Annotated in this window: 19 protein-coding genes; 7 read left to right on the top strand and 12 right to left on the bottom strand. The window is 62.7% G+C overall.

Annotation, left to right across the window (positions count from 1 at the left end; genetic code table 11):
- Positions 1-51 precede the first annotated feature (51 nt).
- Positions 52-1,077 (bottom strand): UDP-N-acetylmuramate dehydrogenase, encoded by a 1,026-nt coding sequence (gene murB, locus ACN9MZ_RS10630; RefSeq protein ID WP_426342105.1) that lies wholly within the window; start codon positions 1,075-1,077, stop codon positions 52-54.
- Positions 1,078-1,211: 134 nt separating this feature from the next.
- Between murB and ACN9MZ_RS10625 the strand changes: the two genes are divergently transcribed.
- Together ACN9MZ_RS10625 and ACN9MZ_RS10620 are read left to right on the top strand one after the other, a co-directional pair.
- Positions 1,212-1,697 (top strand): YajQ family cyclic di-GMP-binding protein, encoded by a 486-nt coding sequence (locus tag ACN9MZ_RS10625; protein ID WP_057262600.1) that lies wholly within the window; start codon positions 1,212-1,214, stop codon positions 1,695-1,697.
- Positions 1,698-1,710: 13 nt separating this feature from the next.
- Positions 1,711-2,970, top strand: a complete 1,260-nt coding sequence (locus ACN9MZ_RS10620; RefSeq protein ID WP_426342104.1) for a nitronate monooxygenase — start codon at positions 1,711-1,713, stop codon at positions 2,968-2,970.
- Between the two features lie 71 nt (positions 2,971-3,041).
- Here the strand turns inward: ACN9MZ_RS10620 and ACN9MZ_RS10615 are convergent, their stop codons facing one another.
- Complete coding sequence (locus ACN9MZ_RS10615) at positions 3,042-3,965, bottom strand: exopolyphosphatase (RefSeq protein WP_426342103.1); 924 nt, start codon at positions 3,963-3,965, stop codon at positions 3,042-3,044.
- 51 nt (positions 3,966-4,016) lie between these two features.
- Positions 4,017-4,940 carry a LysR substrate-binding domain-containing protein gene (locus ACN9MZ_RS10610; protein ID WP_426342102.1) on the bottom strand — a complete coding sequence of 308 codons (924 nt, stop codon included), beginning with the start codon at positions 4,938-4,940 and terminating at the stop codon, positions 4,017-4,019.
- Between the two features lie 103 nt (positions 4,941-5,043).
- On the opposite strand from ACN9MZ_RS10610, the gene ACN9MZ_RS10605 reads away from it, so the two are divergent.
- Complete coding sequence (locus ACN9MZ_RS10605; RefSeq protein ID WP_426342101.1) at positions 5,044-5,772, top strand: SDR family oxidoreductase; 729 nt, start codon at positions 5,044-5,046, stop codon at positions 5,770-5,772.
- Here the strand turns inward: ACN9MZ_RS10605 and ACN9MZ_RS10600 are convergent.
- Both ACN9MZ_RS10600 and ACN9MZ_RS10595 read right to left on the bottom strand, forming a co-directional pair.
- On the bottom strand, positions 5,724-7,217 hold the full coding sequence (locus tag ACN9MZ_RS10600) for a DUF3482 domain-containing protein (RefSeq protein WP_426342100.1): 1,494 nt from the start codon (positions 7,215-7,217) through the stop codon (positions 5,724-5,726). The genes ACN9MZ_RS10605 and ACN9MZ_RS10600 overlap by 49 nt on opposite strands.
- Positions 7,214-8,620 carry a DUF2868 domain-containing protein gene (locus ACN9MZ_RS10595; protein ID WP_426342099.1) on the bottom strand — a complete coding sequence of 469 codons (1,407 nt, stop codon included), beginning with the start codon at positions 8,618-8,620 and terminating at the stop codon, positions 7,214-7,216. Before ACN9MZ_RS10595 ends, ACN9MZ_RS10600 begins: the two co-directional genes overlap by 4 nt.
- Positions 8,621-9,171: 551 nt before the next feature.
- On the opposite strand from ACN9MZ_RS10595, the gene ACN9MZ_RS10590 reads away from it, so the two are divergent.
- The 4 genes from ACN9MZ_RS10590 to ACN9MZ_RS10575 all read left to right on the top strand — a co-directional run bounded on the left by ACN9MZ_RS10590 (position 9,172) and on the right by ACN9MZ_RS10575 (position 15,412).
- Positions 9,172-12,090, top strand: coding sequence for a TonB-dependent receptor (locus ACN9MZ_RS10590; protein ID WP_426342098.1), 2,919 nt, complete (start codon positions 9,172-9,174; stop codon positions 12,088-12,090).
- A gap of 64 nt (positions 12,091-12,154) precedes the next feature.
- Positions 12,155-12,862, top strand: a complete 708-nt coding sequence (locus tag ACN9MZ_RS10585; protein WP_426342097.1) for a SapC family protein — start codon at positions 12,155-12,157, stop codon at positions 12,860-12,862.
- Positions 12,846-13,877, top strand: a complete 1,032-nt coding sequence (locus tag ACN9MZ_RS10580) for a cupin-like domain-containing protein (protein ID WP_426342096.1) — start codon at positions 12,846-12,848, stop codon at positions 13,875-13,877. The genes ACN9MZ_RS10585 and ACN9MZ_RS10580 overlap by 17 nt, the downstream gene beginning before the upstream one ends.
- A gap of 11 nt (positions 13,878-13,888) precedes the next feature.
- A complete protein-coding gene (locus ACN9MZ_RS10575; RefSeq protein ID WP_426342095.1) occupies positions 13,889-15,412 on the top strand; it encodes a tryptophan halogenase family protein in 1,524 nt (507 codons plus the stop codon).
- Here the strand turns inward: ACN9MZ_RS10575 and ACN9MZ_RS10570 are convergent.
- The 7 genes from ACN9MZ_RS10570 to ACN9MZ_RS10540 form a co-directional block, all read right to left on the bottom strand.
- Positions 15,370-16,635 carry a sugar MFS transporter gene (locus ACN9MZ_RS10570; RefSeq protein ID WP_426342094.1) on the bottom strand — a complete coding sequence of 422 codons (1,266 nt, stop codon included), beginning with the start codon at positions 16,633-16,635 and terminating at the stop codon, positions 15,370-15,372. The genes ACN9MZ_RS10575 and ACN9MZ_RS10570 overlap by 43 nt on opposite strands.
- Positions 16,636-19,116, bottom strand: coding sequence for a glycoside hydrolase family 3 N-terminal domain-containing protein (locus ACN9MZ_RS10565; RefSeq protein ID WP_426342093.1), 2,481 nt, complete (start codon positions 19,114-19,116; stop codon positions 16,636-16,638). It lies immediately after the preceding gene.
- A gap of 11 nt (positions 19,117-19,127) precedes the next feature.
- Entirely contained in the window at positions 19,128-20,495 is a 1,368-nt protein-coding gene (locus tag ACN9MZ_RS10560; protein ID WP_426342092.1) for a GH1 family beta-glucosidase, read from the bottom strand.
- An 80-nt stretch (positions 20,496-20,575) separates the two neighbouring features.
- Positions 20,576-21,607 (bottom strand): LacI family DNA-binding transcriptional regulator, encoded by a 1,032-nt coding sequence (locus tag ACN9MZ_RS10555; protein WP_426342091.1) that lies wholly within the window; start codon positions 21,605-21,607, stop codon positions 20,576-20,578.
- Between the two features lie 16 nt (positions 21,608-21,623).
- Entirely contained in the window at positions 21,624-22,715 is a 1,092-nt protein-coding gene (locus ACN9MZ_RS10550; protein ID WP_426342090.1) for an ABC transporter ATP-binding protein, read from the bottom strand.
- 4 nt (positions 22,716-22,719) lie between these two features.
- Positions 22,720-23,565 (bottom strand): carbohydrate ABC transporter permease, encoded by an 846-nt coding sequence (locus ACN9MZ_RS10545; protein WP_426322428.1) that lies wholly within the window; start codon positions 23,563-23,565, stop codon positions 22,720-22,722.
- Positions 23,562-24,380: a carbohydrate ABC transporter permease gene (locus ACN9MZ_RS10540; RefSeq protein WP_426342886.1), complete on the bottom strand. Its 819-nt coding sequence runs from the start codon at positions 24,378-24,380 to the stop codon at positions 23,562-23,564. The genes ACN9MZ_RS10545 and ACN9MZ_RS10540 overlap by 4 nt, the downstream gene beginning before the upstream one ends.
- Positions 24,381-24,383 lie beyond the last annotated feature (3 nt).

Below are 24,383 nucleotides of genomic sequence, written 5' to 3'. Positions count from 1 at the left end.
GTTTTTCGCGATGCGAAAAACATGGCGGATTGCCAGACCTGACCCCGACTTTTAAATAAATACTGGCTCGGGTTCGAGCGTTACGCCGTAGCGGGCGCAGACGTCGGCCTGGATGGCGGCGGCCAGGGCTTGCACTTCGGTGCCGGTGGCGCCGCCGTTATTCACCAGCACCAGGGCCTGTTTTGGATAGACGCCGGCGGCGCCCATCGACTTCCCCTTCCAGCCGCATTGGTCGATCAGCCAGCCCGCAGCGAGCTTTTCGCTGCCGTCCGGCTGGCGGTGGTGCGCCAGCGTTGGGAACTTTTCCAGCAACTGGGCACAGTGCTCGGCGCTGACCACGGGATTCTTGAAGAAACTGCCGGCATTGCCGATTTGCGCCGGGTCGGGCAGCTTGCGGCGGCGGATGGCGATCACAGTGTCGGCTACCTGCTGCGGCGTTGGCGCCGCCAGGCCCTGCTCCGCCACGGCATTGGCCAGTTCGGCGTAGCGCAGGTTCGGCTGCCAGGCGCGCGGCAAGGCAAAGCTCACGTCGACGATGATCAGCTCGCGTCCTTCGTGCTTGAACATGCTGTCGCGGTAGGCGAAGCGGCAGTCGGCGCCGTCCATCTCCCGCACTTCGCCGCTGGCCGGGTCGAACGCCGTCAGCGACAGGAAACAGTCCTTGGTTTCCGCCCCATACGCCCCAATATTCTGGATTGGAGCTGCACCCACGGTACCCGGGATCAGCGACAGGTTTTCCAGGCCGCCGATGCCTTGCGCCAGCGTCCACTGCACAAAGTCGTGCCAGGTTTCGCCGGCTGCGGCGCGGACGTGGTGGTGGGTCGCGGTGCCGGCCAGGATTTCGCGGCCTTCCAGCGCGATATGCAGCACCAGGCCCGGAAAATCGCGCGTCAGCAGCAGGTTGCTGCCCCCGCCCAGCACCAGGCGCGGCATCGCGGCAAGTTGCGGATCGGCCAGGGCGCTGCGCAACAGCTCCAGCGATGTCACGCGCAGGTAATGTTTGGCGCGTACATCAATACTGAACGTATTTAAATGCTTCAGTGGGTATTCGTGCTGGAGAAAATCTGGGAAAGGCATGGGCAGATCAAGTTTTTGCTCGATTATAGTGCAATTATGACAAAAACGACCGAGCGTTCGCTTGTTTGTCCGTTAAAATGTCGCTTCTTTTGAGTCCGCCCTGTGGGCGGGTGCTTCATTGTAAAGGAAAGAATATGCCATCGTTTGACGTAGTATCCGAAGCGGACATGATCGAGGTGCGCAACGCCGTCGACCAGAGCAACAAGGAAATCTCGACCCGCTTCGACTTCAAAGGCAGCGATGCGCGCGTAGAACAAAAAGAAAACGACCTGACGGCATTCGCCGATTCGGAATTCCAGCTTGGCCAGGTACGCGACGTGCTGACCAACAAGCTGGCCAAACGCAAGGTCGACGTGCGCTTCCTCGACGAAGGCAAGGTAGAGAAGATTGGTGGGGACAAAGTCAAGCAGGTCATCAAGGTGAAGAACGGTCTCGATTCCGAGACCGCCAAGAAGATCACCAAGGTAATCAAGGAAAGCAAGATGAAGGTCCAGGCCAGCATCCAGGGCGAGTCGGTACGTGTGAGCGGTGCCAAGCGCGACGACCTGCAAGCTGCGATGCAGCTGCTGCGCAAGGACGTGCCGGACACGCCTCTGGAGTTCAACAATTTCCGCGATTGATCGAAGGACTGTAATGAAACGTGTTGACGATTTCCGCCTCAAGCTTGGCGACAAAGAGTATGTGCCAATCATGATCGGCGGGATGGGCGTGGATATTTCCACGACCGAACTGGCGCTGGAAGCAGCGCGCCTTGGCGGCATCGGCCATATTTCCGATGCGATGGTGGAGGATGTTTCGGACCGCAAGTTCGACACCACCTTCGTCAAGGACAAGACCCGCCTGTACAAGCACAACATCAACAATATGGACAAGTCCGAGGTGCAGTTCGACCTGGGACGCCTGGCCGAAGCCCAGCGCCGCCACATCGGCGACACCATGCAGCGCAAGGAAGGCCCTGGCCTGATTTTTGTGAACTGCATGGAAAAGCTGACCATGAACGGCCCGAAGGAAACCCTGCGCACGCGCCTGAACGCGGCGCTGGACGCGGGCATCGACGGCATCACCCTGTCGGCCGGCCTGCACTTCGGCTCCTTCGCGCTGATGGCCGACCACCCGCGCTTCCGCGAAGCGAAGCTGGGCATCATTGTATCCTCCGTGCGCGCGCTGCAGATCTTCCTGCGCAAGAACCAGAAGCTGAACCGCCTGCCCGACTACGTGATCGTGGAAGGTCCGTTGGCTGGCGGCCACCTGGGTTTCGGCCTGGAGGACTGGAAGGATTTCGACTTGCACCAGATCGTGCAGGAGATCCTTGATTACATGAAGGCGGAGAACCTGGACGTGCCCGTGATCGCCGCAGGCGGTGTGTTCACCGGCAGCGATGCGGTGTCTTTCCTGGAAATGGGGGCGGCCGGCGTGCAGGTAGCGACCCGCTTCACCGTAACCAGGGAATGCGGCCTGCCTGAAGACGTGAAGCAGGAATACTTCAAGGCCAGCGAGGAAGACATCATCGTCAACGGCGTTTCGCCGACCGGCTATCCGATGCGCATGCTGAAGAGCACCCCGGCAATCGGCGCCGGCATTCGCCCGGGCTGCGAGTCCTACGGCTATCTGCTCGATGCCACCGGCAACTGCGCCTACATCAATTCGTACAACCGCGAAGTGATGGCCAACGGCGGCAGCGACAAGGGCATCAAGGTGATGGACAAGACCTGCCTGTGCACCCACATGCGCAACTTCAACTGCTGGACTTGCGGCCACTACACCTACCGCCTGAAGGACACTTCGTTCAAGAAGCCGGATGGTTCCTACCAGATCCTGACTGCGGAGCACGTGTTCAAGGACTACCAGTTCTCGACCGATAATTCTATAGCTTTACCTGAAAAAGACTTCTAATTCGCTGGAAATAATGGGGACGTACCCTTTAAAAGGTACATCCCCATTATCAGCCCTTCCCATTTTTCCGATCAGCCTTCCTTGTTGATGCGCACGATCAGCGCGCCCAGCACATCCTCCGCCATCTCATTCTCCACCTGGCAAGTCCCGGCATTCTCATGCCCGCCCCCGCCGTATTCCAGCATCAGCGCCCCGATATTGGTCTTTGACGTACGGTTCAAAATCGACTTGCCGGTCGCGAACACCGTATTCTGGTTTTTCAGGCCCCACAGCACGTGGATAGAGATATTCTGCTCAGGATACAGTGCATAAATGACAAAGCGGTTACCCGCATAAATCGTCTCTTCATTGCGCAGGTCCAGCACCACCAGGTTCTTATGCACGCTCGAGCAGCGGCGAATCTGCTCCTTGCACTTTTCCGCGTGGTCGAAATACAGGTCGCTGCGCTCTTTCACATCGGGCAGCGCCATGATTTCGCTGATCGTGTGCGAGCGGCAGTAATCGATCAGGTCCATCATCAGGTTGTAGTTCGAGATGCGGAAATCACGGAAGCGCCCCAGGCCCGTACGCGCGTCCATCAGGAAGTTCAACAAGTCCCAGCCCTGCGGGTTGAGGATTTCATCGCGGTTGAATTGGGCCGAATCGCCTTTGTCCACCGCCAGCATCATGTCGTTCCACGCCGAAGGGAACTTGTTGCCGCCGCCGTAGTAGTCATAAACCACGCGCGCAGCCGACGGCGCACCGGGATCGATCACGTGGTTCTGCCGCTCGCCCGTATTGCGGATGGTTTCGGACAGGTGGTGGTCGAACGCCAGATGGGCGCCGGATACGTAAGGAAGGTTGGTGGTGATATCGCGGCTGGTAATGGCGATTTTCCCATCCTGCATATCCTTCGGGTGCACGAACAGGATCTCGTCGATCAAGTCCAGGTGCTTGAGCAGCACCGCGCACACCAGGCCATCAAAATCACTGCGGGTAACAAGGCGGAACTTCATGGAAGGCACCCCTATCGCTGATGAATTGGAAGCCCATATTACCGTGATCTTTCAAAGCCTGTCGAGCCGCCCCGCAAAGTCGTCCGCGCGCATTTGAGCAATCACGTAATCGACGAAGGCGCGCGTCTTGGCCGGCAGCAGCTTCTTGCTGGAATAGTAGATCGACAGCGGCCCCACCTCCGCATGCCAGTCCGGCAGCAGGCGCACCAATTGGCCGGATTCCAGCAGCGGGGCCGCATGCGGCCCTGGCAGCAGCGCCACGCCCAGCCCCATGCAGGCCGCCTGCGCCATCGCTTCGGGATCGTCGAAGGTCGCGACTGCGCTGAATTGTGCCACTGCTTCCTCCCCTGCCGCGTTGCGCAGCAGGTATTCGCGCAGGCGTCCGGTTTCGGCAGAGCGGCGCGCAATGCCTTTCCACCCGGCCAGCTCGGACGGATGGGAAGGCAGCTTGCGGCCAGCCAGGCAGGACGGGGCGGCCGTGACCAGGATGCGCGGCCGCCCCAGTTCGCGCGCCACCACGCCAGGGGCCAGTTCGATGCCGCCGCCGATAGCAACGTCATAGCCTTCCCCGATCAGGTCCACCGTGCGGTTGTCGAAACGCCAGTCGTGCTGCACGCCCGGATAGCGCTGCAGGAAGCCCCTCAGCAGCGGCAGGATGTACATGCGGCCCACCCCATGCGCCACCGCCACCTTGAGGGTGCCGGCCGGCTCGCCCGCGTCCTGCGCCGCGCCGGCGATCGCGCCCTGCAATTCGGCCAGCGGCCCGCGCACCTGCTGCAGCAAGCGTTCGCCGGCCTCGGTCAAGGCCAGCCGGCGCGTGCTGCGCTGGAACAGGCGTACGCCCAGCCGCGCCTCCAGCCGCGCCACGTTCTTGCTGACCGCCGCCGGCGTCAGTCCCAGGCGCCGCGCTGCCTCGGAAAAGCCGGCGCCTTCGGCGCTCTGCAGGAAGGATTCCAGGAGATTCAGTGGCTGCATTTGATACATCGGGTTGAAAGTGATAATCAATATTACCAGCTAGTCAGCATGCAATGTCGCGACCATACTAGCTTCATCCCAACCAACATTCAGGAGCAAAATCATGAGCAAGATCGCATTCGTTACCGGCGGTTCCCGCGGCATCGGCGCCGCCATCGTGCGCCGCCTGGCCAAGGATGGCGCCACGGTCGCCTTCACCTACCAGAGTTCCGGCGCGGCAGCCGACGCCCTGGCCAGCGAAATCACCGCGGCCGGCGGCAAGGCCCTCGCGCTGAAAGTCGACGCCACCGATGCCGTTGCAACCCGCGCCGCCATCGACGATATCGCCAAACGCTTCGGCCGCATCGACATCCTCGTCAACAACGCTGGCGTGCTGCACCTGGGCGACGTGTCCGAACTGACGCTGGAAAACTTCGACCACACCATTGCCGTCAACGTGCGCGGCGTGTTTGCGGCCACGCAGGCAGCTGTGGCGCATATGAAAGCCGGCGGCCGCGTGATCAACATCGGCAGTACCAACGCCGAGCGCATGCCCTTCCCTGGAGGCTCGATTTATGCAATGAGCAAATCCGCGTTGACCGGCCTGGTGCAAGGCCTGGCGCGCGACCTGGGCCCGCGCGGCATCACCATCAATAATGTGCAGCCAGGCCCGGTGGACACCGACATGAACCCGGCGCACAGCGATTTTGCCAAGGCGCTGCACGACCTGATGCCGATCAAGCGCCACGCGCGCGGCGAGGAGATCGCAGCCATGGTGGCCTACCTGGCCAGCGAAGATGCCGGCTACGTGACCGGTGCCGGCCTCAATATCGACGGCGGATTCGCCGCCTGACCTTCGGGGTACAGCCGTGCCAGCACGTGCGCCGTGATGCCGGTGATCACGGCGCTGGCCGGCGCCAGGTCGCGCTCTTCCTGCTCGCGCAGGGTCTTCCAGAGGGCGGCAACCTCCACCTCATGCAGCGCCACGGCCTGCTCCACTTCCTCCTGCCAGAAGGGCGGCGCTTCGCTCTCGACGAAGTTGCCGCGCCCGCGGCCGAAATGCGCGACGGCGAGGTAGCGCAGCATGCTGGATACCAGCAGCGTGCGCAGGAAATCGTCGGACAGCGACATGGTCGGCACTTCGCGCTCCATGCCGACATTGAAGCCCCAGGCCGCGCCGGCAAAGGTCAGTGCGCCGATCACGCCGCCCAGCAACGCGCCGGTGCCCAGCGTCAGGCCGCCGGCAGCCAGGTCGGCCGAGAAACCGGTTGCCGCGCCGGAGACAATGGCCCCCAGCAGCGCTGCCTGTCCCTTGTCGACCGGCGCCTGCACCACGAAGTTGTTGCTGACACGGGCATTGATCTTGGGCGCCTCGCTCGGGTCCAGCTTGTGCAGCGCCAGCAGGTTGACGGTTGCCTGGCCGATGGAGAGGTTGAGCCGCGCCACCAGCGTATTCATGGCCCGGTCCTGCCGCTTGCGGTCCTCGCCCTTGCCGATGCCGATGATCTTCAGGGCCGATGCGATGACGCCGCGTTCCACCGTTTCCACGATCTGCCTGTCGTGCGCCGCATCGGCCAACTGCTGCGCCATCACTGCCATGGATTGCCTGAAGCGGCGCGCATTGGTGTCTTCCCATACGGAGAACAGGCGCTCGTAGCCTTGCTGCTTTTCCGGCCCCACCAGAGCGCCCAGCGCATCGTAAAACACGCGCTCGTGCACCCAGCAACGGGCAAAGGCGTCCAGCGGCAGCACTTCGCGCACCTGGGCAAACTGCAGCATGAAGTCTTTCCAGCGCAGCAGTTCGGCCTGCTCCTCCGGCAGCGGCCGTGGCGGCCCCATCTGGTTCAGCAGCACCAGCACAGGCTTGCCCAGCCAGTCGAGGATGCGCATTTCGGCCGGGATATAGCCGGCATCGCTTGGGTTCTCGGTGGAGTTGACCAGGTACAGCACAACGTCGGCTTCGTCGCGCGCGGTGCGCACGGCCTGCTGGCTAAGCCAGAAAGGACGGTCGCGATAGCGATCCACCACTTCACGCAGGAGCCAGCCGATCGGATTGCCGGTCAGCGCCAGGCGCTTCATCAGGCGCATCGAGTCGCCAAAGCCCGGCGTATCCCATAGCACCAGCCTGTCGCCCTGCTGGCTCGTCATCAGCGCGTGCGATTCCGCGAAGGTCGTGACATGGGCCGCGTCGCGCACCTGCCCAACGTCGCTGCCCAGCAGCGTGCGGGCCAGCGTGGTCTTGCCATTGTTGGTGTGGGAGACCAGCGCAAGCTGGATGGTGACAGGTGCGCCGCTCATGCCGGATTCTCGCTTGCCGCAACGGCCGCCAGCAAATCGACCACCATGGGCTCGGCGCCGTGCAGGATGCAAAACTCACGCCATAACTCTATGCGCTCGCTCAAGCGGGTGGCATCCACGCGCGCTGCCAGCGCGGACTGGTCAAGCAAGGCAATGAGCTTGCGCCCGCGCCCCAACGCCGCCAGGAAGACGCCGTGGTTTTCCTGTTCCGGCGTAGCGGCGATGCCAAACAATACTGCATTGGTCACGCCTTCTCCGCCCTCCAGCGCCGGCGCCTCGCTGCCGTATGCGGCCGGCGGCAGCAGCCGTACGCGGGCCTGCTCGCCAAGCATCGTTTGCGCCAGGATATCCAGGCCCTTGCTGCGCGCTTCGTCCACCGTCAGGCTGTAGGGCAGCACGCGCAGCAGGCCAGGCTCACCGCCGGCAGCCACCGATAACAGGTGGTAGTACGCATGGTCCAGGTCGAGCGGAAAGTGCCGGCGCAGCCACAAGGCGCGCAGCGCGGCAATGGCACCCAGCGCAAGTCGCGGCAGCACCACATACAGCAGCAGGCTGGCGCCGTATAGGTGCACCCAGCGCGCGCCGTTGCCCAGGCGCGACTCATTCCAGTTCTGCAAGCCCATCACCTCGTCCATCGTGAAGCCTTCCAGGCCAAAGATGAATTCCACCGGCGCGAACAGCACCGACAGCAGGCGATGCACCTGCCACGGGTTGAGGAAGGTGCTCTCCCACCCTGCCGCATAGCGCTCGACGATACCGCGTGCGTACAGCGACAGCAAAGCCCCGGCGGCAACGGCGGCAGCCGACCAGTGCAGGATGCGCGCAATACGGGCCAGGTTCAGGCCCGCGCCGGCGCGCGCCCAGTCCACCATGAATTGCAGTACGCCGTTCGCCAGCGCGTGCGGCAACCGGTGCGGGAGGTGGCCGCCCCCCAGTGCCATGCGATTGGCCAGACCGCGCCGCAGGCCGGCGCGGCGCGATGGCAGCAGGATCCACAGCGTGAGCAACAGGTAGGCCAGCATGTTCCAGGCCATGATTCCCAACAGGGGCATCGAAAGCAAGTCGACCCGGTGCGGGTCGCCGAAGCGCTCTGCCATGCCGCCAGCCAGCAGTGCCGCCAGCGGCAGCAGCCAGCTTGCCCCCCACAGGCCGCTGTGGCCCTGCGTGATGGAGGCGAACAGCTTGTGGCGTGCGGCCAGGCGCTTGAGCAATTGCTCGGCGCGGTGGTAAAGAAAGTCCGGCAGCGTGGACGCCGATCGCTGCTCGGCCGCCTGCCAGTGCGCCAGTTCACGCGCAGTGCGGCTGGCGAATCTACGGTCGTCGTCAGTGAGCACCTCCTTGTGCTGGTCGGCCTCCTCGATAGCCTTGACCAGCATGATGGCGCGGGCGGTCTTTTCGTTCATTCAGTCCTCCAGGCAGACCGCTCGGCCTGGTGACGGTCCGACGATGTAGCTGCCGTCGCCGGCCCGGTGCAACTGGGTGCGGTAGGCGGCCGTGAAAATGGGCTTGGGCTTGGGCGGCTGGTGCCGGCGTGGCCCGGGCCGCATAGCCGCTGCAAGAATGATTGCATTCATGCACCGAGTGTACCATCACTCACTCCCATGAAAAATCCGAATGGCGCCTGGCTACGTTTCCACCGCAACAGCGGCCTGCCGGCGATTCGCATGCATATTGGAAACGTTCCCATATGTGTTGCAAGGATGGCACGGAAAGGCTGTTGACTTCAAAATTTGAAGAGTGCTATATTGCGCCAACCAGAATGGAAACGTTTCCAGTTTGATGACGGAAACCCCACACTTCCAGCCGATCCCCGGCGTATTTTATTGACAACCGATTTTGCTGCCCCTAGTATTTTTAAGCACGACATGGAAACGTTTCCATGCTAGTTGGGAGGCGGCCAGACTATAAGAACCAAGGAGACCAAATGCACTATCCAAAGGCGAAGCAGACATTGATGAGCCTTGCAGTAGCCACCGCCTGCGCGGCGCTCATCGCACCAGCCCAGGCGCAGGAATCGGACCAGGCAGGCGTGGTGCCCGCCCCGTCCAGTACAGGCGACGTGACCACGGTGGTTGTGACCGGCCTGCGCGCCAGCCTGGGTTCCTCGATGAACCTGAAGCGCAATGCCGACGGTATCGTGGACGGCATCGTGGCAGCCGATATCGGCAAATTCCCCGACACCAACCTCGCCGAATCGCTGCAGCGCATCAGCGGCGTGTCGATCGACCGCTCCATCGGCGAAGGCTCCAAGATCACCGTGCGCGGCGTGGGCCCCGACTTCAACCTGGTGCTGCTGAATGGCCGCCAGATGCCGACTTCCAACCTGGGCGACCTGAATGGACGCGCCTTTGACTTTGCCAACCTGGCTTCGGAGGCGATCTCGCAGATCCAGGTCTACAAGACCGGCCGCGCCGAAACGCCGACTGGCGGCATTGGCGCCACCGTCAATGTGCTGACCGCGCGCCCGCTCGAGCGCCCGGGCATGGTTGCCAGCGTCGGCGTCAAGGCGGTACATGACACCTCGCACAACAACCTGCCAGGCGACGTCAAGCAAGGCAGCGCCACCACGCCAGAAGTTTCAGGCATCTATAGCAATACCTTCGACGACAACCGCTTTGGCGTGGCGCTCAGCGCCAGCTACCAGGAGCGCAACCTGGGCTTCAACCAGGCCGCCGTTTCGAACGGCTGGCGCGGTCCTTACCAGGGCAATGCGGGGCCGGTGCCGCAAGCCGGCGCCACCAACCACCCGAAAGACAGCGACATTTACTCGCTGCCGCAAAACCTGAACTACAACATGAACGGCGTGCAGCGCCAACGCACCAACGGCCAGCTGACCTTACAGTGGGCGCCGCTCAAGCAGCTCACCACCACGCTGGACTACACCTACTCCGAAAACAAGATCCAGACCCGCCGCCAGGACTTGTCGGCCTGGTTCAACTTCGGCCCGTCCACTTCGACCTGGAGCAACGGTCCGGTCGCCGCGCCGCTGGTCTACACCGAACTGCTGCCGGCGGCCAACAGCGATATCGCCATGGGCGGCGCCGACTTTGCCACCAAGACCCAGAACAAATCGCTCGGCTTCAACGCCGCCTGGAAGACCGACGGCCTGAAGCTGGAGCTAGACATGCACAAGTCCAGTGCCGTATCCAAGGCCGACAGCCCATTCGGCTCCAGCAACGTGATCGGGACCGCAAGCTTCAGCCGCGGCGATACTACCGTCGATTTCCGCGATGACTTCCCGGTATTGAGCATCCAGGGCGCGGATTTCGCCAGGGCTCCGCAACAGGTGACGGGCTCCGTATTCCAGAATGGCTACATGAAAGGCGAGATCGAACAGGCCCAATTCAAGGGCAGCCTGAAGCTGCTGGAAGCGTCAAACCTGAACTTCGGCGTCGGTGCCATCGAGGTGAAGAACCGCTCGGCCATGTCGACCCAGCAGCGCGATTCCTGGGGCGGCGCGTCGACAGCATCGGACTACCCGGCCAGCCTGTTCCACCAGGAGTCGCTGCGACAGTACTACGACAAGATCAATGGCAGCGGCAACCCTGCCCTGTTCAACCAGTTCTACACTTTCAATTTTGCCGAAGTGCGCGCCCTGACCGCCAAGGTTACCGGCCTGCCGGACATGTACATGCCGAAGAGTACCTTCGACTCCGACCAGCGCACCAAGGAGAAATCCAAGAGCGCCTATATCCAGTTCGGCACCGACTGGGATACCGCGATCCCGATGCATACAAATATCGGCGTGCGCTATGAAAAGACCGACGTCATCTCGACCGCGCTGGTGCCCGCCGCCACCGGCATCAGCTGGGTATCGGCCAATGAATTCCCGCTCAGCTTCGGCGATCCCACTTTCACCACGCTCGATGGCAAATACAGCCACTGGCTGCCCAGCGTGGACTGGGACGCCGATATCCGTCCGGACATGAAGCTGCGTGCCAGCTACGGCGAAACCATCGGCCGTCCGCGCTATGACCAGATCCAGGGCGGCACCACGCTGGACCGCCTTGCGCGCGACTTCGGCGGCACCGGCAGCCAGGGCAACCCGCAGCTGAAGCCTGTGAAGTCGAAGAACCTGGACCTGTCATGGGAGTGGTATTACGGCCAGCAAAGCTTCGCCTCGATTGGCCTGTTCCACAAAGACCTGAGCAATTATGCCGGCCAGTCGAAGATCACGGCGACCCCGTTTAACCTGCATACCCCGGTTGGCGGCGCGCTGTGGAACGAAGCTGTCCAGCAAGGTAATTGCGGCACCGACCGTGTCTGCATCCGCAACTACATCTTCCGCAACCATCCGAGCGCTCCCGGGGTGACCCGCGGTCCGGACGACGCCAGCGGCAATGCTACCGGCACCATCGTCGGCCAGCCAAACGATCCGGTGATGTCGTTCGAGATCAACTCGTTCGCCAACCAGAAGAACGAGAAGCTGAAAGGCGCCGAGATCAATGTGCAGCATATGTTCGGCAATTCGGGCTTCGGTCTCTCGGCCAACTACACCTGGGTCGATTCGGGCCTGAAGTACGACAACTTCAAGATTGGCGAGCAATTTGCGCTGGTCGGCCTGAGCAACTCCGCCAACCTGGTCGGTATCTACGAAGACAAGAACTGGTCGATTCGCGCAGCCTACAACTGGCGCGACAAGTTCCTGTGCTCTACATTCGACGGCGCAGGCCCCAATCCGAACTACACGGAAGCCTACGGCCAGCTCGACCTGAGCGTCGGCTACGCCTTCAACGAGAAGCTTAGCGTGCAGTTCGAGGCGATTAACCTGACCAATGAAATCCAGCGTGTCCACGGCCGCGCTGAAACCATGGCGCTTTTCGTGACCCAATCCGGGCCGCGCTACATGTTGGGCGCCCGCTACAAGTTCTGATGACAAGCGGCGGCGTGGCCGGGTAGGCAGCACCACCCGGCTCGCCGTCCAAACGGGGATCTTCATGGCCAGAGCTGTCCTGCTGAATAATATCGACCACAAAGACTTGCATGTGCAGACCGGGCGCGGCGCCCATTTCGGCGACAACGTCATGTCCGCCCTCACCTTCCCGGCCGAATTCCGCGACGTGCAGGCCAGCTACCCGATCGTGTTCCGCCGGGCTGTCGATGGCAGCTTCGAGGCCCATGCGCTGTTCGGTTTCCAGGAGGGCGAAAACCTGTTCCTCGGCTTGCACGGCTGGGAAGCGCCTTACGTCCCGCTGGCAATCGAGCGCCAGCCTTTCCTGATCGGAGTGAGCGGCGAAGAATTGAGCGTGCACATCGACCTGGAAAACCCGCGCGTCAGCACCTCCAGCGGCGAGCGCGTATTCCTGGCGCATGGCGGCACCTCCGAGTACCTGGAACGCATCAACTCTACCCTGCTCGCCATCCACCTGGGCCTGCAGCAGGCACGAGGCTTTCTGGCGGCGCTCCTGGAGCACCAATTGCTCGAGCCTTTTGTATTCGATATCGAACTCGATGATGGCGCACAATGCCGGCTGGCCGGCTTCCACACCATCAACGAAGAGCGCCTCGCTACGCTGCCGGGCAAGGTGCTGGAACGCTTGAACCGCGCCGGCTACCTGCAGCCTGTCTACATGGTGATCGCCTCCATGTCCCACTTCCGCACCCTGATCGCACGCAAGAACCGCACCCATGCTGCCCAGTGCTGAGCCAATCCGGGAACTGCACGGCGTAACCCCATCCGACCTGGGCGACGAAGTGCTGGCGTCCACGCAGCCGCTGGTACTGCGCGGGCTGGTGGCGCGCTGGCCGGCGGTGCAGGCTGGCCGCAAAGGCGCCGACGGCATCGCACGCGCAGCCAGCGCCGATGCGTACCTGCGCCGTTTTTGCCGCGACGCCAGCGTGGTTGCCATGCTCGGCGCGCCCGGCATCGATGGCCGCATTTTCTACAACGAAGACCTGAGCGGCTTCAATTTCACCTCGGTGCACACCCGCCTCGACCACCTGTTGAACGAACTGGCGGCACACCGCGGCAACCCGCGCCCACCCACCATCTACGTCGGCTCCACCACGGCAGAAACGGCCCTGCCGGGCTACCTCGAAGAGAACCCGCTCGACCTGCATCCGCGCGACGCGCTCGCGAGCATCTGGATCGGCAACCAGACCCGCACTCCGGCCCATTACGACCTGCCCGACAACCTGGCCTGCGTCACTGCAGGCCGGCGCAGGTTCACGCTGTTTCCGCCGGCGCAGCTGGAAAACCTGTATATCGGCCCGCTGGACTTCACCCCGGCCGGCCAGCCAATCAGCCTGGTCGACCTGGACCAGCCGGACCTCGAGCGCTTTCCTCGCTTCAGCGAAGCGATGCGGCATGCGCAAGCCGCCGAACTTGAGCCCGGCGACGCCATCTTCATTCCCAGCATGTGGTGGCACCATGTGGAAGCGCTGGAATGCTTCAATGTCCTGGTCAATTACTGGTGGCGCCAGTCGCCTGCATACATGGACACGCCTGCCAATGCGCTGTTGCTCTCGCTGCTATCGATCCGCGACTTGCCGCCGGAGCAGCGCCACACCTGGGAGGAAATCTTCCGCCATTACGTATTCCAGGCCGATGAGAAAACCGCAGCCCACATCCCCGCCGGCGCAAGGCGTGCTCTTGGCCCGATCGATGACAACACAGCACGCATGCTGCGCGCCCAGCTTCTCAGGAAAATCAACCGATAACGGAGACCGAAGTGAGAGATGAACAGTTCCTGCGCCACCCAGTGCGGCGCGTTGTCATTGCAGGCGGCGGCACTGCAGGCTGGATGGTTGCGGCGGCGATTTCCCGCAACCTTGGCAAAGTCCTCGACATCAAGCTGGTGGAGTCCGACGAAATCGGCACCGTCGGCGTTGGCGAGGCAACCATCCCCAGCCTGTTGAATTTCCATCGTCTGCTGGAGATCAATGAACAGGAATTCATGGCCGCCACCAGGGCTACCTTCAAACTTGGAATCAGCTTCGAGAGCTGGCGCAACGTACACGAAGACTACATTCATTCCTTCGGCATGACCGGCACCGATCACTGGAGCGCCGGCTTCAATCATTTCTGGCGCAAGGGGCGCGAACGAGAACTGGCCGGCGACTATGGCGACTACTGCCTGGAGCTGAAAGCGGCACAGCTGAACCGCTTTGGCCACCTGCCGCGCGAAGGCATCAACTACGCCTACCATCTTGATGCCGGCGCCTACGCACGCTTCCTGCGCAAATATTCGGAAGGATACGGCGCCCAACGGATCGAGGGAAAAATTGCCAGGGTACATACCGACAGCGCCATTGGCCATATCACGGCGCTGCAACTCGATTCCGGCGCCATGCTGGAAGGCGACCTGTTTATCGATTGCACCGGCTTCCGGGCGTTGCTGATCGGCGAAACCCTGGGCACAGCATTTGAAGACTGGTCGCAATGGCTGCACAACGACAGCGCGATCGCAGTACAAACTACTTCGACGGGGACGGCCGTGCCCTATACCCGCGCCATCGCCCACGATTGGGGCTGGCAATGGCGCATCCCGCTGCAGCATCGCGTCGGCAATGGCATTGTCTATTCCAGCAAATTCGTCGACGACGATACCGCACGCGCCAAACTCATGTCGAACATCGTCGGCGAACAACTTGTGCCGCCACGCCTGATCCGCTTCAAGCCTGGCCAGCGCCGAAAGGTATGGAGCAAGAACTGTATCGCTATCGGCCTTGCCAGCGGCTTCCTTGAGCCGATTGAATCGACCAGCATCCACCTGATACAGCGCAGCATCATCCGCCTGCTGCAGATGTTCCCTTCTGCGGGCATTTTCCAGTCCGAGATCGACGAATACAACAAACAGGCCTGGGACGAGATCGCACATATCCGCGACTTCATCATCCTGCACTACAAGGCGACCAACCGCCGCGATGCCCCTTTCTGGCGTCGTTGCGCCGAGATGGAGGTGCCCCCACCCCTGCAGCAGCGTATTGACCTGTTCCGCGACACTGGCCGCGTGTTCCGCCTGTCGAACGAACTGTTCGCCGAAAACTCATGGGTCCAGGTGATGCTGGGCCAAGGCATCATGCCGCTGCAGCACCACCCTTCCGCGGACCTGATGGGAGATGCGGAGCTGTCCTATTTCCTCGACAGCATCCGCAACAATGTGGCGCGTACCGTAGCGCAGCTGCCGCCACACCAGCAGTATGTGGAAAGCTACTGTGCCGCGTACATGGAAGAATACCTGGCGCCGAAGTAAAGAATGAAGGTGTAGCAGGCGGCCGGCAGCATGAAGGACGCCTGCACACCGAACGAATCAGCCAGCGCGCCTTGCGCAAACGGCACCAGCGCACCACCGACAATGGCCATGCACAGGATTCCCGACGCCTGCCCCGTGTACTTGCCTAGGCCATGCAGCGCCATGCTGAAGATGGTCGGGAACATGATCGAGTTGCACAATCCAACCGCCAGGATCGCCCACATCGCCGCGCTGCCTTTGCCGAACACCCCTGCCAGCACCAGCGTAATCGCCAGCAAGGAATTGAAGGCCAGCGTCTTGCCCGGGCTGACAACCCGCATCACAGCGAAGCCGATAAACCTGCCCACCATGGCGCCGCCCCAGTAAATGCTGACGTAGCGCGACGCCTCGGCATGCGACAAGCCGGCAATATGCGACTCCCCGAGGAAATTGATCAGGAAGCTGCCGATACTGACTTCCGCGCCCACGTACAGGAAGATCCCGATGGCGCCTAGCACCAGATGGCGATGCGCCCACGCGGCACCTTGCCCGACCCCAGGCTGCGCCACATCATCGCTGGCGGCCACCTGAGGCAGCCTGGCGGCATAAAACAGGACGGCCAGCAGCGCCAGCGCAGCAGCCAGGCCAAGGTAAGGACCGCGCACCGTCGCCGCATTCGCTGCCGCGCCGGCGGCCGCACCACCGGCCGACAGGATCAGCAAGCCTCCGACTGCCGGGCCGATCGTGGTGCCGAGCGAATTGAAGGCCTGGGTCATTGTCAACCGGCTCGACGCCGTGCGCGCCGCGCCCAGTACCGTCACGTACGGGTTGGCGGCCACCTGCAGGACGGTGATGCCCGACGCCAGCACGAAGAAAGCAAACAGGAACAGGCCATATCCGCCGAACGATGCGGGATAGAACAGCGCGCAGCCGCAGGCGGCGATCAGCAGGCCGGCCACCGCGCCTTTCTGGTAGCCGATGCGGCGAATCAGGGCGCCTGCGGGAATCGATACGATGAAATAGGCGCCAAAGAAGCAAAACTGCACCAGCATTGCCTGGACATAGGTCAGCGTATAGATCGACTTCAGGTGCGGGATCAGGACGTCGTTCAGGGAAGTGATCAGGCCCCACATGAAGAACAGGATGGTGACGATCACCAGTGCACCGGTGTTGCCGCCGTCCTGCCGGGCGCCGGCCGCCTCCTGCTGCGTGACGGGGGATGAGTCGGGAGCGATGCTTGCCATTCAGTTCTCCTGTCCCAGTTCTTCGCAAGGTATCGCATCGGCAGCTGTAGCTGCGCCGCCAGCGATTTCGATATTGGCAATGGCCACGGCGAACGGCGCCCCGGCGCTGATGGCGAACGGTGCATCCATGCGCTCCAGCTGCAGGCCGTGGGCCGTGAAACACGCCAGAGGCAGCTTGACTGACTGCTTGCCCTTGCCCGCAATGCGGGTGAACAGCCGGGTCGCATCCAGTGCGGTGTCCTGCATCGCCAGCATGACTCTTCCCTGCGGCGCGGCGGCGACGATCGCATCAAATTGCAGTGCTCCATCACGCATGGCGGCGGCAGGCAATACGATAGGCTTTGCGCCCCGCGCAACGAGGGCGGCGCCGGACGGGGCGCCGGCCGACCATGTCACCAGCTTGGCGTCCTGCTGCGTGTTCACCTGCGCTGTCTGCACCGTGATGCCGGGCAGGCGGAACGTCGCGTTCAGGTCTGCGCCCAGCGCGATTTGCTCGCCGCCGCTGCGGATCGCAAGGGGGAAGCTGGCGCGGTCGGCCTGGCCGTGCACTGGCACGCTATTGCTCGATCCGCAGCCGCCAGGAGCATAGGAAGCATCCAGCTTGCCCAGCTTGGAACGCTGCGCCTTGCGCAAGCCGTAGTTCAATGCGAACAGCGGCGCATAGCCGGCCTGGCCAAAGTTCAACGGCGTCTGGCATGCAGCGCCGGGCCAGGAAAAGGACAGCCTGCCACGGAAGTCATAGCTGCGCGGGCCAGCCACCAGCAAATCGGACACGCCCTTGCCTTCGGTACCGGGCAGCCATGCCGCGATAAAGGTATCGGAAAGATTGAGCAGGTCGTTCACGAACAGCGGGCGCCCGGCAACCAACACGGTAATCACCGGCTTGCCCCTGCCCGCCACCGCTTCCAGGACCGCAAGGTCTTCCGGATAACGGCTGCTGTGGCGCAGCGTGCCCGACGGGCCGATGTCGCCATCGCCTTCCGCGTACGGGCGCTCACCGACAACGGCGATCACTGCATCGAAGCGCGCCAGGTCGATGCCTTGCGCATCCACGCTGAAATCCACGTTGCCCTCTCCCGCCGCAGCGCGGATGCCAGCCAGGATGCTATCGGCATTCGGGAAATCGGCATTGGTATTATCGGTCCCCTGCCAGGTCAACGACCAGCCGCCGGCCTGGTTCGCGATATTGTCGGCGCTCTTTCCGACCACCAGGATCTTCTTGCCGCGCGCTAGCGGCAGCGCCGGTCCTTCGTTCTTCAGCAGCACCAGCGTTTCCCGCACGGCACGGCGTGCCAGTTCCCGGTCCTGCAGGGCAGCGTCCTTGCCGGCATGGGCGTTCTGCGAAGGACTCTTGCCGAACAGGCCCGCACGCAGCTTGACGCGCAGGATGCGTGTCACGGCATCGTCAATGCGGGACATCGGTATCTCTCCCGCCTTCACCTGTGCGATGGTGTTGGCAATGAAGGCTTTCCAGTCATCCGGCACCATGATCATGTCGATGCCCGCATTGATCGCCTGCGGACAGCTATCGTTACGGCAGCCTGGCACTTCGGCAATGCCGTTCCAGTCGCTGACAACGAATCCATCAAAGCCCATCCTGGTCTTCAGCACATCGGTCAGCATCTCGCGGCTGCCGTGCATTTTCACCCCGTTCCAGCTATTGAACGAGGCCATGACTGTCTGCGCCCCGTCCGCCAGTGCCGGCCCATAGCCGGCGCCGTGGATATTGACCATGTCCGCCGGCGATACCTTGGTATTGCCGCGATCCTTGCCCTGGTCAGTGCCGCCGTCGCCGACAAAATGCTTGGCGCTGGCCAGCACGTTGGCATCGGACCTGAAACGCCCCTGCAGGCCTTTCACGTATTGCCCGGCATATTGCGCCACCAGCTTGCCGTCTTCCGAAAAGCTCTCATACGTTCGCCCCCAACGGTCGTCGCGCACTACCGCGACAGTCGGGCCGAAGACCCAGGCGATGCCGGTTGCGCGCACGGCTTTGCCCGTCGCCGCGCCGATCTCGTAGGCGAGCCCGGGATCATGTGCCGCACCGAGGCCGATATTGTGCGGATACAAGGTAGCGCCGAATACATTGCTATTGCCGTGCATTGCATCGATGCCCCACACTACTGGCACCTTGACTGCCATGTCGGTGGCCATCGATGCGTCGTGGTATTTCTGCGCCAGGTCCAGCCACTCCGCTGCCTTGGCACGCTTGTTCCCATTGGGCCAGCTACCGCCGCCATTCAGCACCGAGCCGAGGTAGTAGCGCCGCACGTCATCCGGGGTGGTGGCCTTGATCTCGGACTGTGTCATTTGCCCGATCTTTTGCTCCAGCGTCATCTTGCCGACAATATCGGCGACGCGCTTCTCAAGCGACGGGTCGTGCTTGATTGCGCTGCTTACGTGCGGCCAGTCGCCCAGCGGCGCCGCCGCTGCCGGTAGCGCCATTGCGAGCGCCGCGGCCAGCATTGAAACCTGTTTCATCCTGTCTCCTTTTATGGCTGTTGCAGGAAGGCGCGATACCACTTGCCGCTTTCCTTCAGCTTTCGTTCTTGTGTTGTGTAATCGATGTGGACCAGGCCGAAACGGCGCAGGTAGCCTTCCGCCCACTCAAAATTGTCAACCAGGCTCCAGGCAAAATAGCCCTTCACTGGCACTCCGGCCGCTATCGCATCCTTCATGGCGCCCAGGTGGCGCGCCAGGTAGCGGCGGCGGCCAAAGTCGGCCACGCTGCCATCGGCCAGCACTTCGTCGTCATAACAGGAGCCGTTCTCGGTGATGTACAACTCCTTCGGCGCGTAATCGGCATGGAGGCGGCCAAGCAGCTCGCTCATGCCTTCCGGCGCCACTTCCCAGCACATCGCAGTGGTCTCCGCGCCGGCTGGAGGCGGCAGCACGCGTGCATCCAGCGGCTCGTGCCCGGGCGCGTCAGCAACCGTTTCCGGAAAATAGTAGTTCACGCCCATGAAGTCGGTCGCCACCGCGATCGCCGCCATATCGCCCTCGTGCACCATCGGCGCCGCCAACCCAAACCGCTCCAGCGTTGCCGCCGGGTAGCCGCGGCCATGCAGCGGATCGAGGAACCAGCGATAACGCAAGCCATCGTGGCGCTCGCATGCCGCGCGATCTTCTTCGCTGGAGCTGGCGGCGCGCAGCGGATGCAGGCTGAGGGAGATGCCCACGCGTGCCCCAGGCACGTTTTCGCGGATCAAGGGTACTGCCTTGCCATGCGAGAGCAGCACGTGGTGGCAAACCTGTAGCGCGGTGCCGAAATCAGTCAATCCTGGCGCATGCAGGCCTTCGAAATTGCCCAGGATGGCGGTGCACCAGGGCTCGTTGTGCGTAATCCAGTTCTGCACCCGGTCGCCCAAGCGGCGCGTTACTGCGTCCACGAACTCGAGGTAGCGCTGCACCGTGTCGCGTTCGGCCCAGCCGCCGCGGTCCTGCAAGTATTGCGGCAAGTCCCAGTGGTAGAGGGTGGCCCAGGGCTGGAGGCCGCGTTCCAGCATGCCGTCCACCAGGCGCGAATAGAAGTCCAGTCCTTTCCGGTTGGGTTCCTCGCCCAAACCGGAGACGATGCGCGGCCAGGCAATCGAAAAGCGGTAGGCGTTCAAGCCCATGTCGCGGGCGATGTCCAGATCCTCCGGCCAGCGGTGATAGTGATCGCAGGCCACTAGGCCGCTGGAGCCGTCGCGCACCTTGCCGGGCGTCGCGGCAAAGCGGTCCCAGATTGATTCGGCCCGGCCATCTTCCCTGCCGGCCCCCTCGATCTGGTATGACGAGGTGGCGCAGCCCCAAAGAAAGTCGCGGGCGAAGTCGCTACGCGCCGGGGCGCCTGGTTCAATCTGGTCTGGAGTAGTCATGTTCAATAGTGTACAGGAATTGGAAAGGTTTCCATATCTGGTCGAAAAAAAGGGCGCACGCGCCCTTCTACTGGTTCAGTTCATGCAGCGGCCTTGCGCTTGGCACTTGCCGCCTTGGCCAGGGATGCACGCAGCGTTACCGTCACGGGGAAGCTGCGCGTAACCGTGCGCCGCAAGTCGTAACAGCGGTTGAGCAAGGCGCTCAGGCCATTCATCGTCATTTCGCGCCATGGCATGTGGACGGTAGTCAGGCGTGGCGCAGAAAACTCCGCGCTTGGCGTATCGTCGTAGGCAATGACGGAGAGGTCGATCGGAACGCGGATGCCCGCCTCCTGGAAATAGGACAGCGCTCCGACCGCCATTTCATCGTTGGCGCAGAACAGGGCGGTGCAGCGGTGCCCCGATTCCACCAGCTCCTTGGCCGCCGCCCAGCCGCCGGCCGGCGAAAAGTCGCTCTCGGCAACCCACATGCGGCTGGTATCGATGCCGCCATCCTGCAGTTCCTCCATGAAGCCCTCGATCCGCTCCACGTTGTCGGCCAGGCGCGACGGTCCGGCCACCACGGCGATATCGCGGTGCTTGTGGTCCAGAAGCGCGCGTGCCGCGAGCCGGCCGCCCAGCTTGTGGTCCACGGTGAAGCACTGGTCGGGAATGCTGGCCAGGCTGTGGTTCAGCACCACGATCCTGCCCTGCTGCGTGCCCAGCGCCGCGATATCTTCGTCCTGCAAGGCGCTGGTCATCACGATCAGGCCATCACAGCCACGCTCCATCAGGAACTGGATGCCGTCCTTGGCCTGCTTGCGTTCGTCGCCCAGGCCGACGCCGAAAGCCACCACCATGTGCAGGCCGGCCGCCCGCAGTTCCGTATCGATGATCTGCAGGATCGGCGTGTAGAAGGTGCCGCTCAGGACCGGGATATACACGCCGATCATCTGGCTGGTGCCGGTCAGCAGCGTGCGCGCCGCGTGCGACGGCCGGAATCCCAGTTCGTCAATCGCCTTCTTCACCTTTTCAAGCGTGGCTGGGGACACCGAACCTTTGCCGCTCACTACACGGGAGGCGGTGCCCAGTCCTACACCCGCAAGGCGGGCTACGTCTTTGATAGTGGCCACTGGAATCCTTTTCTTCTTATAAAGTCATCGCGAGCATACTTGAAGCGCCCGCCAAATCAAAGCGCCTGCCGCTGTCCGGATCGAACAGCGAGGCGCGTTGTGCATCAATCTCGAATGCGACAGTGTCATCCGGCGCAATCGGGCGGCTGCCCTGCAAGATGCAGGAAAGCTGCTTGCCGCCGCAATCGAGCCATACTACGCGATGGCTTCCCATGGGCTCGACCAGCGTTACGCGTCCCTGCATCGGGCCTGCCGGCACCAGGGAAATATGCTCCGGCCGTACGCCCAATACGGCCTTGCGTCCTTCGCCTGCCGCAGGCTCGCCCATCGCCAGCCTCAGGCTGCCGTCGGCAAACGTGCCGGAGGCATCGACTTCGCCTTCAATGAAGTTCATGGCCGGAGCACCGAGGAAGCCGGCGACGAACAGGTTTGCCGGCCGCTCGTACACCTCGCCCGGCGTGCCGACCTGCTGGATCTGCCCCGCCCGCATGACGGCAATGCGGCTGGCCAGCGTCATGGCTTCCACCTGGTCGTGCGTCACATAGATCATGGTGGCGCCCAGTTGCTGGTGCAGCAGCTTCAGCTCGCGCCGCAAATCGGTACGCAGCTTCGCATCGAGGTTGGATAGCGGCTCGTCGAACAGGTAAACGCCCGCCTCGCGTACCAGCGCACGGCCAATCGCTACCCGTTGCCGCTGGCCTCCCGAAAGGGCCGCCGGCTTACGGCCAAGCAGGTCCCCCAGGTGCAGCATGGCTGCCGCACGGTCGACGCGGCGCCTGATTTCCGCCTTCGCCACACCCGCAATGCGCAGGCCGAACGACATGTTCTTTTCGACCGTCATGGTCGGATACAGGGCGTAGGACTGGAATACCATGCCGATCCCGCGCTCGCTCGGGTCCGTGCGCGACATGTCCTTGCCGCCGATTCCGATCGTGCCACCGCTGGTTTCCGTCAGCCCCGCAATGCTGTGCAGCAAGGTCGACTTGCCGCAACCGGACGGCCCGAGCAGGACCAGGAACTCGCCCTCCTCCACCTCCAGATCCAGCCCCCGGATAATGGCGTTGCCGCCAAGGCTAATGTCCAGTTTTTTAAGACTTACGTTCGACATCCGTTCAACCTTTCACAGCGCCGGCAGCGATGCCGCGCACGAACCAGCGGCCCGACAGGAAGTAAATCGTCAATGGCACCAGTGCAGTCAGGATCGTGGCCGCCATATTGACGTTGTAAAGACGCGTGCCTGTCGTCGTATTGATCACATTGTTCAACTGCACCGTCATTGGCAAGTTGTCTCGCCCGGCAAAAACCAGGCCCAGGATATAGTCGTTCCATACGCCGGTAAGCTGCATGATCGCCGCCACTACCAGCATCGGTACCGACAAGGGCAGCATCACGTGCCAGAAGATGCGCCAGAAACCGCCGCCATCGATACGCGCGGCATGGAACAGCTCCTGCGGCAGCGCCGCATAGTAATTGCGAAACAGCAGCGTCAGCACCGGCATGCCGAACACCAGGTGCACGATCACAATGGCCGGCAACGAACCAAAGACACCCAGGCCGGCCATCATGCGCACCAGCGGATAGATCATCACTTGTACCGGTACAAAGGCTCCCAGCAACAGGATACCGAACAACAGATTCGCACCGCGCGGCCGCCAGAAAGACAAGGCATAACCATTCAGCGCTCCCAGCGCAATCGGCAGCATCGTGCTTGGCACGGCGATACGTACCGAATTCCAGAACCCGCCTTGCACGCCCTCGCAAGCCGCGCCGGTGCATGCCTCGCTCCAGGCAGCCCGCCAGGCGTCTAGCGTTGGCGCCAGCGGCAAGGCGAAAATATTCCCCAGCCGGATCTCATCCATCGATTTCAGCGAAGTCGCCAGCATCACGTACAGCGGCAGCAGGAAGAACAGCGCCGCGCTGGCCAGGAAGGCGTACAGCCCGATGCGCGCCGCCTTCATGCCCTACCTTTCCTGCTGCGGGCATATGCCCATGGCGCCAGCAGGGCCAGCACCGTCAGGAGCAACACCACCGCGCCCGCCGAGGCCAGGCCGATATTCGCGCGCAGGAACAGGTGATCCATGATGAATTTCGCCGGCACTTCGCTTGCCGTACCCGGGCCGCCCTGGGTCATCGACACGACGGCGTCGTAGAGCTTCACCACCATGGTCGCCAGCAGGATGAAAACCGTCGCCAGGGTTGGCGCCAACATCGGCAGAATGATGGAAACATAGACGCGCCAGGCCGGAATGCCGTCCAGTCGCGCAGCCTTCCATATTTCCGGATCGACGCCGCGCAGGCCAGCCAGCATCAGCGCCATTACGAAACCCGATGCCTGCCACACCGACGCCAGCACCACCGTATAGAGCACCATGTCCTGGTCCACCAGCCAGTCAATCTCAACTCCCGGAATGCCGCCGGGCGTCAGAATCCACTGCCACACCAGCCCTGTCGCAACAAATGACATCGCATACGGGTACAGGAACAGGGTGCGCAGTGCGCCCTCGCCGGCAACCTGCCGATCGATAGCGGCAGCCAGCAGAAAGCCGATCACCATGCAGGCCAGCACGAACAGCACGCCAAACAACGCCAGGTTGTGCAGCGACAGCAGCCAGCGCTCATTGTCGAACAGGCGCTCATACTGCGCCATGCCAACCAGCTTGCTGGTCGCGATGCTGCGCGAACTGGTGAGGGATACGTAGAACGTCCAGGCGAAGGAGCCGAGGTAGCCCACGCATACCGTCAGCAACATCGGCAACAGCGCCGCATAAGACATGGC

Origin of the sequence: Pseudoduganella sp. S-14 (genome assembly GCF_049913285.1) — a bacterium.
In the GTDB taxonomy this organism is placed as follows: Bacteria; Pseudomonadota; Gammaproteobacteria; order Burkholderiales; family Burkholderiaceae_D; genus Rugamonas.
This window is presented reverse-complemented; position numbering and strand designations above follow the sequence as displayed.

What these genes read in the sequence shown, in the direction of transcription:
- ACN9MZ_RS10600 (WP_426342100.1), bottom strand. Translation starts at nt 7,217, where the DNA reads ATGAGCGGCGCACCTGTCACCATCCAGCTTGCGCTGGTCTCCCACACC.
- ACN9MZ_RS10625 (WP_057262600.1), top strand. Translation starts at nt 1,212, where the DNA reads ATGCCATCGTTTGACGTAGTATCCGAAGCGGACATGATCGAGGTGCGC.
- ACN9MZ_RS10550 (WP_426342090.1), bottom strand. Translation starts at nt 22,715, where the DNA reads ATGTCGAACGTAAGTCTTAAAAAACTGGACATTAGCCTTGGCGGCAAC.
- ACN9MZ_RS10565 (WP_426342093.1), bottom strand. Translation starts at nt 19,116, where the DNA reads ATGAAACAGGTTTCAATGCTGGCCGCGGCGCTCGCAATGGCGCTACCG.
- ACN9MZ_RS10545 (WP_426322428.1), bottom strand. Translation starts at nt 23,565, where the DNA reads ATGAAGGCGGCGCGCATCGGGCTGTACGCCTTCCTGGCCAGCGCGGCG.
- ACN9MZ_RS10570 (WP_426342094.1), bottom strand. Translation starts at nt 16,635, where the DNA reads ATGGCAAGCATCGCTCCCGACTCATCCCCCGTCACGCAGCAGGAGGCG.
- ACN9MZ_RS10590 (WP_426342098.1), top strand. Translation starts at nt 9,172, where the DNA reads ATGAGCCTTGCAGTAGCCACCGCCTGCGCGGCGCTCATCGCACCAGCC.
- ACN9MZ_RS10615 (WP_426342103.1), bottom strand. Translation starts at nt 3,965, where the DNA reads ATGAAGTTCCGCCTTGTTACCCGCAGTGATTTTGATGGCCTGGTGTGC.
- ACN9MZ_RS10595 (WP_426342099.1), bottom strand. Translation starts at nt 8,620, where the DNA reads ATGAACGAAAAGACCGCCCGCGCCATCATGCTGGTCAAGGCTATCGAG.
- ACN9MZ_RS10580 (WP_426342096.1), top strand. Translation starts at nt 12,846, where the DNA reads ATGCTGCCCAGTGCTGAGCCAATCCGGGAACTGCACGGCGTAACCCCA.
- ACN9MZ_RS10620 (WP_426342104.1), top strand. Translation starts at nt 1,711, where the DNA reads ATGAAACGTGTTGACGATTTCCGCCTCAAGCTTGGCGACAAAGAGTAT.
- ACN9MZ_RS10585 (WP_426342097.1), top strand. Translation starts at nt 12,155, where the DNA reads ATGGCCAGAGCTGTCCTGCTGAATAATATCGACCACAAAGACTTGCAT.
- murB (WP_426342105.1), bottom strand. Translation starts at nt 1,077, where the DNA reads ATGCCTTTCCCAGATTTTCTCCAGCACGAATACCCACTGAAGCATTTA.
- ACN9MZ_RS10605 (WP_426342101.1), top strand. Translation starts at nt 5,044, where the DNA reads ATGAGCAAGATCGCATTCGTTACCGGCGGTTCCCGCGGCATCGGCGCC.
- ACN9MZ_RS10610 (WP_426342102.1), bottom strand. Translation starts at nt 4,940, where the DNA reads ATGCAGCCACTGAATCTCCTGGAATCCTTCCTGCAGAGCGCCGAAGGC.
- ACN9MZ_RS10560 (WP_426342092.1), bottom strand. Translation starts at nt 20,495, where the DNA reads ATGACTACTCCAGACCAGATTGAACCAGGCGCCCCGGCGCGTAGCGAC.
- ACN9MZ_RS10540 (WP_426342886.1), bottom strand. Translation starts at nt 24,380, where the DNA reads ATGTCTTATGCGGCGCTGTTGCCGATGTTGCTGACGGTATGCGTGGGC.